The following is an 8,839-nucleotide window of genomic DNA, read 5'->3' as shown; positions in this document are numbered from 1 at the left end:
CTACGGTCAGACGTCAACCCGTCAAAAGTCGGGTGCTCGAGGACTCTGTGTATATCATGGTTTTTCTGGCCTAAAGACACTCCAAAATCGACAGAGACCCCAGCGATCGGTTTCGCCAATGCGTATCGCGCGCTGAGCGTCAGTTGATCATAGTCCAAATTCGCATCAAGCGATTGGCTGCGCTTTGCGTTCACGCTTAACGTCAGTCGATCTTTGTTGGCCAAACTGAAACGCACGCCCGTATTCAACCCCAAGCTGTTCGCATCTTCACGCGCAGAGAGCGATTGTTGTCGCTCCGCGCTCACCCCACCGAATACGAATGAGCCGGGCGCAAAAACGTAGTTCTGTGTGAACCCGATGCGCGCGTATTGCATGAACGGCTGTTGCGCATACCAAGTACGTCCCCCGGTCAATTCAAACTGGTTGGGCAAGTCGATGCCCGATCCTGTAAAACCGCGCCGAATGTAGGAGAGCGACGCGGAAGTGAACGCAAAGTCAGAGCCTTTTGCCGTGGGCGCGAGAAGCTTGGCTTCGTTGCTCAATGTGTAGGTGCGATGATCAAAGCGAAACAGTAGATCGCTTTGGCTGCTCTGGCTTTCGGCGATACGATAACGTGTTGCGAAACCAGCATTATATTGGATGCCGGATAGGGCTCTGGCAGTGCCACTGAGTTGAAACTCAAACGGCAGATCAAACAGTCGTGTTGTGCTGCGGGCACTGCCATTGTTGACGTTCGAACTGGGTGCCGCGGCGAAACTTAACTCGGTTGACCAAGGATTGGTGCGCTGAACATAGCGGAAATCGCGGATTGCGATGTCTTTGAAATTCTCATTCGGTGCGTTTTGTGCCGCACGACGTAGCCAAAGTTGAGCACGGGTTTTTGCGCCGCTGGTCGAGAGCGCTTGGGCCATGACCATAGACGCACCAAAACGTTCTGACGGTGTACTTGCGCCATTCCACGCTTTGCGCGCGGTTGCCATCGCTTCATCCAAGCGGCCAAGATCGCGTGCTGCGCGGGCGCGGATGATCAAGGCTACTGTATCGTTGGGATTGCGTTCCAGCAAAGCACTCGCGAGCTGATATCCTTGACGCGGAGCACCTGAAACCACGGCGTTCGCAGCAAGTGTGCGCATTTCAAGAGGTGTTAACGTCACTTCTTGGGAAATCGCTGAGGTGCTGGTGAGTGCGCCCGAAATGGCAAATAATAGTGCAATAAAATTCTTGCGAGACCGGTTCATAAAACACTCCTGAACCTAAAGACAGGTTGGATTTAAAAATCTTATTCGCGAACGGCAAAGAATCCAGCAGTTTCACGGAAAGTGACGTCTTGGAAACGCGGGTCTTCGCCGGTTACGACAATGATCCCTGTGATAGTGTTTGCTTGGTCACCTGACAAGACGGCGTAGTAATTTCCTTTCTCGAACTCGTCGCCGTCGCGTGGATCGCGCGAAAGAGTTATGCCGGCCAGTTCGCCGTTAATGTCAAGTGCGCCGGCACTGACTTCGAAAAGTAGAATTGGCAGCTCTGTTGAACCAACACCAATTGCGGTCAAGACTTGTTGCGTAATGTCTTCGTTATCGAGGTCGTAGATACGTCGATTGGTGACATTGCCGCGCACGCCCGACCCGTCATTGAAATCGTCAAAATCGATAGCAATCTCGATGTCGCCCCTGACATATTCTAAACCGCCGCGCCCGTCAAAATCGCGTAAACCACCGTAATTGTCGGTTCCAACATATTTTGCCTGTCCTTCTGTTGGAAGGGTGACGTCGCCGTCAGGTTGGAAAATATATCCTCCAAACCCATACTCGGAATATCCGCCAGTTCTTACGATGGCGACGGACGTATTGCCATCCGGCCCCACAGCTTAAAGAGCACGGTAACTGAACTGGTTTACAGATTCAGACGTCAACGTGTCCGCAGCAGTAGAGGGTGCTTGAAACACTGTGAACGGTCCAATTCCTAAACGGTTATCGTTTTCATCGAGTACAACTGTGTACGGTCTGTCGCCATCAAATGCGAGGTTGTCGACGGTGAAAGTATCGCTCTCGCTGTCGTATGCGAAGCCTTCAGCGTAGCCTGCGCCATCATCCTCGGCGGAGCGATCTTCGGTTCTGAAAATAGAGCTGGCAGAGGAAGGGTTCACAGTACCGGGCAGGCGGTTTGTATCTGTTTCGATCGCGGTGCCTGTGTCGGTGGTGACAGTTGCCGGATCTGTAGTGTCTACAGTTGGGGTCGTCGTAGTGGTTGTTGTGGTTTCCGTGCTGGTGGTGGTGTCGTCGGTCGTGGTATCGTCAGTTGTCGTGTCGTCCGTTGTGGTCGTCGTTGTTGTGCTGGTGTCCTCTTCCATAAATGGATTGGTGCCATCGAGGCAGCCTGTAAGCGCAAAGGCGAGGGCGAAAAGAACGGCAAAACGAGTCATGGAACGAGACTTTTTAAAAGTTGTGCACAAATTCCGGTGTGAGGGTGCAAAAGTCAACGCAACTTAGGTCATATTCCCTGATTAATCGTAAACAGATGTTGTTGGGCCACCTACTGAATGTAGAGGTCCGACTAAATCGGACGCATATATTTGGAGAAAACGCGCCGCTCGGAGTGTCGATCCAGTGCTAGTTTTGCGCGTTGAGGAAGGCTGAAAGCCGCGACAGTCCGAGGGCGAGATTTGCCTCTGCACCGCCCCCCACGCCCATGCGAATGTGGCTGGGTTGATCATAGGCTGAACCGGGAAGCAGGAAGGTCTTGTATGGCGGCTCAAGCAAGCGTTTCGCAACGAAACCACCGTCTAGGTTGTTGCCAAGTCTGGCAAGTCCGATGAGACCTGCCTCGGGTGGGGTCCAACTCAGCAGGGGTTGGCTTTCGATGAATGTGTTGAGCTCTTTGAGGTTGGCTTGACCCGCGGTGCGCGCGTCCTCGAGGGCAGTCTTATAGCGCTCTGGGCGTAGTGCGATTTCGGCGATGACTTCGCCGAGGATATTCATGATTTCGCTAGAGTTTTCGCGCAAGATTACGGCATCCATGATCAGGTTTTTATCCTGACAGATCATCCAGCCTGTGCGCAAACCTTGCAAGCCAAGCGCTTTGGACACGCTGCCTGTGGTGATACCGCGCTCATACAGGCCCGCGATAGACGGCGGGCGCGGGGCACTCCATTCAAGGCCTGCGTAGACTTCATCAACGATCAGCCATGCGTTCACGGAGCGGGCGATATCGACGATTTCGGCGAGTTCATCGGGGGTGAGGAGGCGGCCTGTGGGGTTGTTGGGGTTGGTCAGAAAGATCAATTTTGTCTTGGGCGTGACGAGGCTGCGCAACTCCTCAAGGTCCAAGTCCCAGCCAGAGGTTTCGCGGCGAAACCCTGTTTTAATAACAGCGCCTTGGGCTTTGGCCATGACTTCGGCCTGTGGCCAGCCGGGTTTTTCGATGACGATCTCATCGCCCGGCTCAAGCAGTTGACGCAAAGCTAAATAATTCGCTTCTGCTGCGCCCGCAGTGATTAACACATCGTTAATATCGCAGGTTTGTTCGAGGCCCGCCTGTCGCAGGACGTGGGCGCGTAACTCTGGCAGGCCGCGAAAGGAGCGGCCATTCCAATCGAGCGAGAGGTTCGGGTCGAGGTCATCCAAGTAGTCGCCAAGGACAGGAGATTTGGAGAGGGAAAACCCGACGAAAGCTTCTGGGTCAGATTCGGTGGTTTCTAAGAGGTACTCGAATAATGTGTGAATCTTGACTTTCATCGGGCGGCCTGACTTTTCTTAGTGGCATTCAAAGGGAGAGCATCGTGGGTCCAAGCCATTTCATCAAGGGGCAAGTGCAGCAGTTGCATGTGCTGGATTACGGGTTGTTCAAAGTGCACGCGAATGGGCGTGTGATCGGGATTTGCGGGTTTCTGATCGTGACGGATCTGGACGAGCGGATCTTGGTGGATACAGGATTTCCACAGAAATATGCGGATGATGTGGTTGCTGCGTCGCTTGAAGATCGGCTTGGCGGGTTTGGCGAGATTTTGCAGCTTACGTCTGAGAATATGCCAAAAAGCCAGCTTGCGAAAGCGGGGGTGGCGATTGGCGATATTGATCTGCTGATCATAACGCACACGCATATTGATCACGTTGGCGGGCTTTGTGACTTTCCGGGTGTGCCGATCCTGATTGCCAAGGCAGAGCGCGATTTGGAACGTCCGATGTATTGGGGGAAAGTGCAGCCAATGGACTGGCCGGATCGGGAATATTTACAGGTTGTTGAGGATTTTGATTTAGGACCTAACCTGCGCGTGCTTTTGGTGCCGGGGCACGCGCCGGGGCAATTGGCATTGCTGTTGGATTTGCCTGAAAGCGGGCCGATGCTTTTGGTGAGTGATGCGATTTCACGACCTGACGAGGTTGTGGAGGCGTTTGCAGGCTCTTGGGACGAGGTGTTGGCGATAAAGAATGGTGCGCGGTTGATCGCGTTGGCGAAAGAAAAGGGTGCGCAGATTATATATGGGCATTGCCCTGCGCAGTGGCCTGAATTGCGCAAGACGCCAGAGTATTTCGGGTAAGACGTTTGTCTATCTAACGTCGCGCCCTTGATTGAGAATAAAGACATTGCCGCTGGAGACGTCGCCCATCGGGCCAGCAAGAAAGCTAACCCAACCTGCGATCTGCTCGGGTTGCATCGCGTGGCCATGGGGCATTTGCGCGATGGCATTGGCGAGGACCTCGTCGGAAAGAACGCCAAAAAGCGGCGTTTCTGTCATTGCGGGAGCGATTGAGTTGACGCAGATTTTGTCGGTGGCGTAACGGCGCGCGAGGTCTTTGGTAAGTGTGTCGAGCGCGGCTTTGCTGGCACGGTAAGGGGGCGGATCGAAGACATCGAAATTGTAAGCGCCGTTGGAAGAAATGTTGATGATTTTCTTTACACCGTCGCGTTGCAGCATCAAGGGAACTGCGTTTTGGCAGCAATGAAACGCGGTCTCAAAGTTGAGCGCCATCTGTTGTTTGAACTCATCCGCAGGGATATTTGGGAACTCGGACATGAAACAGGTTCCTGCATTGTTCACGAGAATATCTAGGCCGCCAAAAGCTTTGACCACCTGAGCGAAGCTTGCCGCAACGGCATCTGGATCAGTGAGATCAACGTGGAGGCCGAGGAAACTTGCGCCGTGTTCTTTGGCAAGATCATCGAGACCCGCCTGCGAAATGTCAAAGCCGGCGACGTGGTAACCATCTGCCATTAGCTTGGTTACAAACGCTTTTCCCATGCCGCCTGCCGCGCCGGTGATGATCGCTACTTTTTGTGACATACGTTTACCTTTGCTTCATCCACTGACGCTAGACATGCTGTGCAACAGAGTGTTTTGCAATCGCGCGATGTGTTTGGTGCGAGATTGCTTGCGAGTCACTAAAGGGAAGGGCATGGTGCGCGCATAATTACATTTCCTTGGGAGGAAACATCATGAAAACTCTTATGACGGCAACAGCCGTTTCCGCACTTATGTGCTCTGCAGCCTTCGCTGAAGACATCAAGTTGGGTGTAATCTACGGCTTTACCGGCCCGATTGAATCGCTGACGGGCCCAATGGCGGCTGGCGCTGAATTGGCGATGAAAGAAGTGACTGACTCAGGCATGTTGCTTGACGGCTCCACAGTGACATCTGTTCGCGCAGACTCCACATGCATCGATTCAGCGGCGGCAACGGCTGCGGCAGAGCGTTTGGTGACATCTGACAAGGTTAACGCCATTGTTGGCGCGGACTGTTCCGGTGTTACGGGTGCGGTTCTTCAGAACGTGGCGCGTGCGAACGGCATCGTGATGATTTCACCATCCGCGACATCTCCAGCGCTCTCCACAGCTGAGGACGACGGATTGTTCTTCCGGACATCCCCATCGGATGCGCGCGAAGGTCAGGTTATGACAGACATCCTCATGGAAGAGGGCATCAAGTCTGTTGCTTTGACATATACAAACAACGACTACGGCAAGGGTTTGGCAGACGCGTTCATCTCTTCTTTTGAAGCGGCTGGCGGTTCGATCACAGTCAATATTAGCCATGAGGACGGCAAGGCGGATTACTCCTCTGAAGTTGGTACACTCGCATCCGCGGGCGGCGACATCTTGGTTGTTGCTGGTTACCTTGACCAAGGTGGTCGTGGAATCATCGAGGGCTCTTTGGACTCAGGTGCGTGGGATCGTTTTGTTTTGCCAGGTGGCATGATCGGCGACAACATTCTGACAATCGGTGACGGCTTGAACGGTTCGTTCGGTCAGATCGCGGGTACAGATGGTGCGGGCATGCAGACGTTCTCCGCAATGGCGACTGAGGCTGGTTTCGACGGTACGTCCCCGTACACACCTGAGAGCTATGATGCGGCTGCGTTGATCATGTTCGCGATGCAGGCGGCTGGTTCGTCGGCAAGCGCAGACATCAAAGATCACATCTTTGACGTTGCAAATGCACCTGGTGAGCAGATCTTCCCTGGTGAGTTGGCAAAAGGCTTGCAGATCCTAAAAGACGGCGGCGAGATCGACTATGTTGGTGCGTCTTCTGTTGAGATGATCGGCAATGGTGAATCTGCGGGTAACTACCGTCAGGTTCTCGTGAAGGACGGCAAGTTCGAGACAGTTCAGTACCGCTAAATTCCAGCGACTGAATGATGAGAAAGCCCTGACAGCAATGTTGGGGCTTTTTTCCTTTATCGCCTCTTTTGTCGGAGCACGCTCATGCGCAGTAACACCAATCATGCAGGTTATTTTCTCTATCATTCCATCGGAATGTACCCCGGTAAGGAAGAAGAACTGGCAGCAGCGACAGCAGAGTTCGCGCAGATTTGGGCCGCGCCAGATGATAAACAATGGGGCTATGTGCTGCTAAAGCGGCAAGATTTTATCGATTATTGGCGCCGCATTATTAATGTTCCGAAAGGGTCAATGACCACTTGTGAGAGCGTAACAGATGGCATGCACAAGCTTATGCGTGCTTTGCCAGACGGACAGTTGCGCGGCAAACGCGTGCTGGTTGCAGAAGACTGTTTCCCGTCGATGCATTTTTTGCTTGCGGGGTTGGCTCCCAAAATGGGGTTTACATTGGACACTGTTCCAAAGCGGGACGGTGCGTCTTGGGTTGAGCCAGACGATTACATGGAGCAATGGGGCGCGGATGTCGGGTTGGCTTTGCTGACTTGGGTGACGTCGACCGCCAGCGCACGCGTTGATTTGGCACCGCTCGTGGCACATGGCCGCGAGATGGGCAGCATGATCGGGGTTGATATTACGCAAGCGGCTGGCCTGATCCCTTTCGACGCGATGGAGCCGAAAGTTGATTTCGTATTGTCGACATCGCTGAAATGGATGTGTGGTACGCCCGGTGCGGGAATTCTTTATGTAGATAAAGCACTTGCGCAAGAACTTGAGCCCGAAGCGCGAGGATGGTTTTCACAGAATAATCCGTTTTCGTGGGACCTAGATAAATTCGAATATGCACCCGATATCCGCCGATTTGATAGTGGCACGCCCGGATCGGTTGCGGCCTTGTCGTCGTTGCCGGCTCTTAAATGGCATGCAAGTCAGGATCACGCGGAATTGGCGTCGTGGAACCGAGAGCTTGTTGATTTGATTATAAAACGTGCTGATGCGCTTGGTTTGCCGCTGCATTCGCCGCGTGATGTAGATCGGCGCGGAGGATCTGTGATGTTGCGCTTTCCTGATAAAGCAGAGGCGGCAGCAGTCGTTGGGGCGCTGGGTGTCGAAGGACTTTCCGTTGATTTTCGAGGGCAATTGCTAAGACTATCGCCCGGAAATGTGACTCAAAAACAAACGATTGATGACGTGTTTGATCTAACGGACGAAGTGATGGCGCGTCGTCGCAAGCGTTTTGCTGGTCACGGCGCGACGCTGGAAATGAAGGGGGGCGACATGTTGTCTAAGGATGTTCTTGGTGCTTTGGGCGGTATGCTTTTGAGCGGTGATATTAAGATAGTAGATTGCACAGCACTGCTTGGGCCGGATACGCCAATTATCCATTTACCAGAGGATTTTGCGGTGAACACACCGCAGGTCGAAATTCACAAGATCAGTGAATATGACGCGGATGGCCCGTTTTTTGCTTGGAACTGGCTCAAGTTGGGCGAGCATTCCGGCACGCATTTTGATGCGCCGCATCATTGGATTTCGGGCAAAGATCACGCTGATGGATTCACGGATACGCTTGATCTGCAGCGCGTGATGGCACCTGTGAATGTGATTGATTGCTCGGCGGAAACCGAGGCAGACAATGATTTTCTGCTCACGGCTGAGCATGTAAAAGCGTGGGAGCGCGCGCATGGCGAAATTCATCCCGGCGAATGGGTGGTGATGCGCACGGATTGGGATAAACGCGCTCACGACAAGGCATTGTTTTTAAACGAAGACCCCGATCCCCATGAAGATGGCAGCCACAGTCCTGGACCTAGCACAGAGTGCATCGATTATTTGCTCTCGAAAGGGATCGTGGGGTGGGGTACGCAATGTATTGGCACGGATGCTGGCATGGCTGGCAAGTTTAGCCCGCCATACCCTGCGCATAACTACCTGCACCGTGATAATTGTTTTGGACTCGCGAGCCTGTGCAATCTTGATCAGTTGCCGCCGAAGGGCGCGATTTTGATTGCTGCCCCGCTAAAGATCGACGACGGTACTGGATCACCTATTCGCGCGATGGCTTTGGTGCCAACGAGCTAAGTTATCATGGCGCGATCGCAAAATTTTGCGTTGCGATTTTAGAAATTGAATGCCCTATATCTGAGGATATTCGCACGACCTATTACTCTCTATACACAGAGTCCTCGAGCACCCGACTTTTGACGGGTTGACGTCTGACCGTAGA

Annotated in this window: 8 protein-coding genes; 3 read left to right on the top strand and 5 right to left on the bottom strand. The window is 53.3% G+C overall.

The genetic code is table 11. The features are described 5' to 3' along the window. The 4 genes from PFRI_RS01165 to PFRI_RS01150 form a co-directional block, all read right to left on the bottom strand. Nucleotides 1–1,238 (bottom strand): tetratricopeptide repeat protein (locus PFRI_RS01165; RefSeq protein WP_072628937.1); only part of this gene is annotated, 1,238 nt, incomplete at its 3' end. A 41-nt stretch (nt 1,239–1,279) separates the two neighbouring features. Next, nucleotides 1,280–1,864 carry a hypothetical protein gene (locus PFRI_RS01160; protein ID WP_072628936.1) on the bottom strand — a complete coding sequence of 195 codons (585 nt, stop codon included), beginning with the start codon at nt 1,862–1,864 and terminating at the stop codon, nt 1,280–1,282. 3 nt (nt 1,865–1,867) lie between these two features. Beyond that, nucleotides 1,868–2,422 carry a hypothetical protein gene (locus PFRI_RS21235; protein WP_175549218.1) on the bottom strand — a complete coding sequence of 185 codons (555 nt, stop codon included), beginning with the start codon at nt 2,420–2,422 and terminating at the stop codon, nt 1,868–1,870. A 187-nt stretch (nt 2,423–2,609) separates the two neighbouring features. Then, nucleotides 2,610–3,734, bottom strand: a complete 1,125-nt coding sequence (locus PFRI_RS01150; protein WP_072628935.1) for an aminotransferase class I/II-fold pyridoxal phosphate-dependent enzyme — start codon at nt 3,732–3,734, stop codon at nt 2,610–2,612. 44 nt (nt 3,735–3,778) lie between these two features. Here PFRI_RS01150 and PFRI_RS01145 point away from each other — a divergent pair, with 44 nt between their 5' ends. Further along, nucleotides 3,779–4,537: an N-acyl homoserine lactonase family protein gene (locus tag PFRI_RS01145; protein ID WP_072628934.1), complete on the top strand. Its 759-nt coding sequence runs from the start codon at nt 3,779–3,781 to the stop codon at nt 4,535–4,537. Between the two features lie 9 nt (nt 4,538–4,546). On the opposite strand, the gene PFRI_RS01140 is transcribed toward PFRI_RS01145, so the two are convergent. Further along, a complete protein-coding gene (locus PFRI_RS01140) occupies nt 4,547–5,281 on the bottom strand; it encodes an SDR family NAD(P)-dependent oxidoreductase (protein ID WP_072628933.1) in 735 nt (244 codons plus the stop codon). Between the two features lie 152 nt (nt 5,282–5,433). On the opposite strand from PFRI_RS01140, the gene PFRI_RS01135 reads away from it, so the two are divergent. Further along, a complete protein-coding gene (locus PFRI_RS01135; RefSeq protein WP_072628932.1) occupies nt 5,434–6,615 on the top strand; it encodes an ABC transporter substrate-binding protein in 1,182 nt (393 codons plus the stop codon). A gap of 84 nt (nt 6,616–6,699) precedes the next feature. After that, entirely contained in the window at nt 6,700–8,694 is a 1,995-nt protein-coding gene (locus PFRI_RS21920) for an aminotransferase class V-fold PLP-dependent enzyme (protein ID WP_337956931.1), read from the top strand. Nucleotides 8,695–8,839: the final 145 nt, after the last annotated feature.

Source organism: Planktotalea frisia, from assembly GCF_001890925.1.
Taxonomy (GTDB): domain Bacteria; phylum Pseudomonadota; class Alphaproteobacteria; order Rhodobacterales; family Rhodobacteraceae; genus Planktotalea; species Planktotalea frisia.
This window is presented reverse-complemented; position numbering and strand designations above follow the sequence as displayed.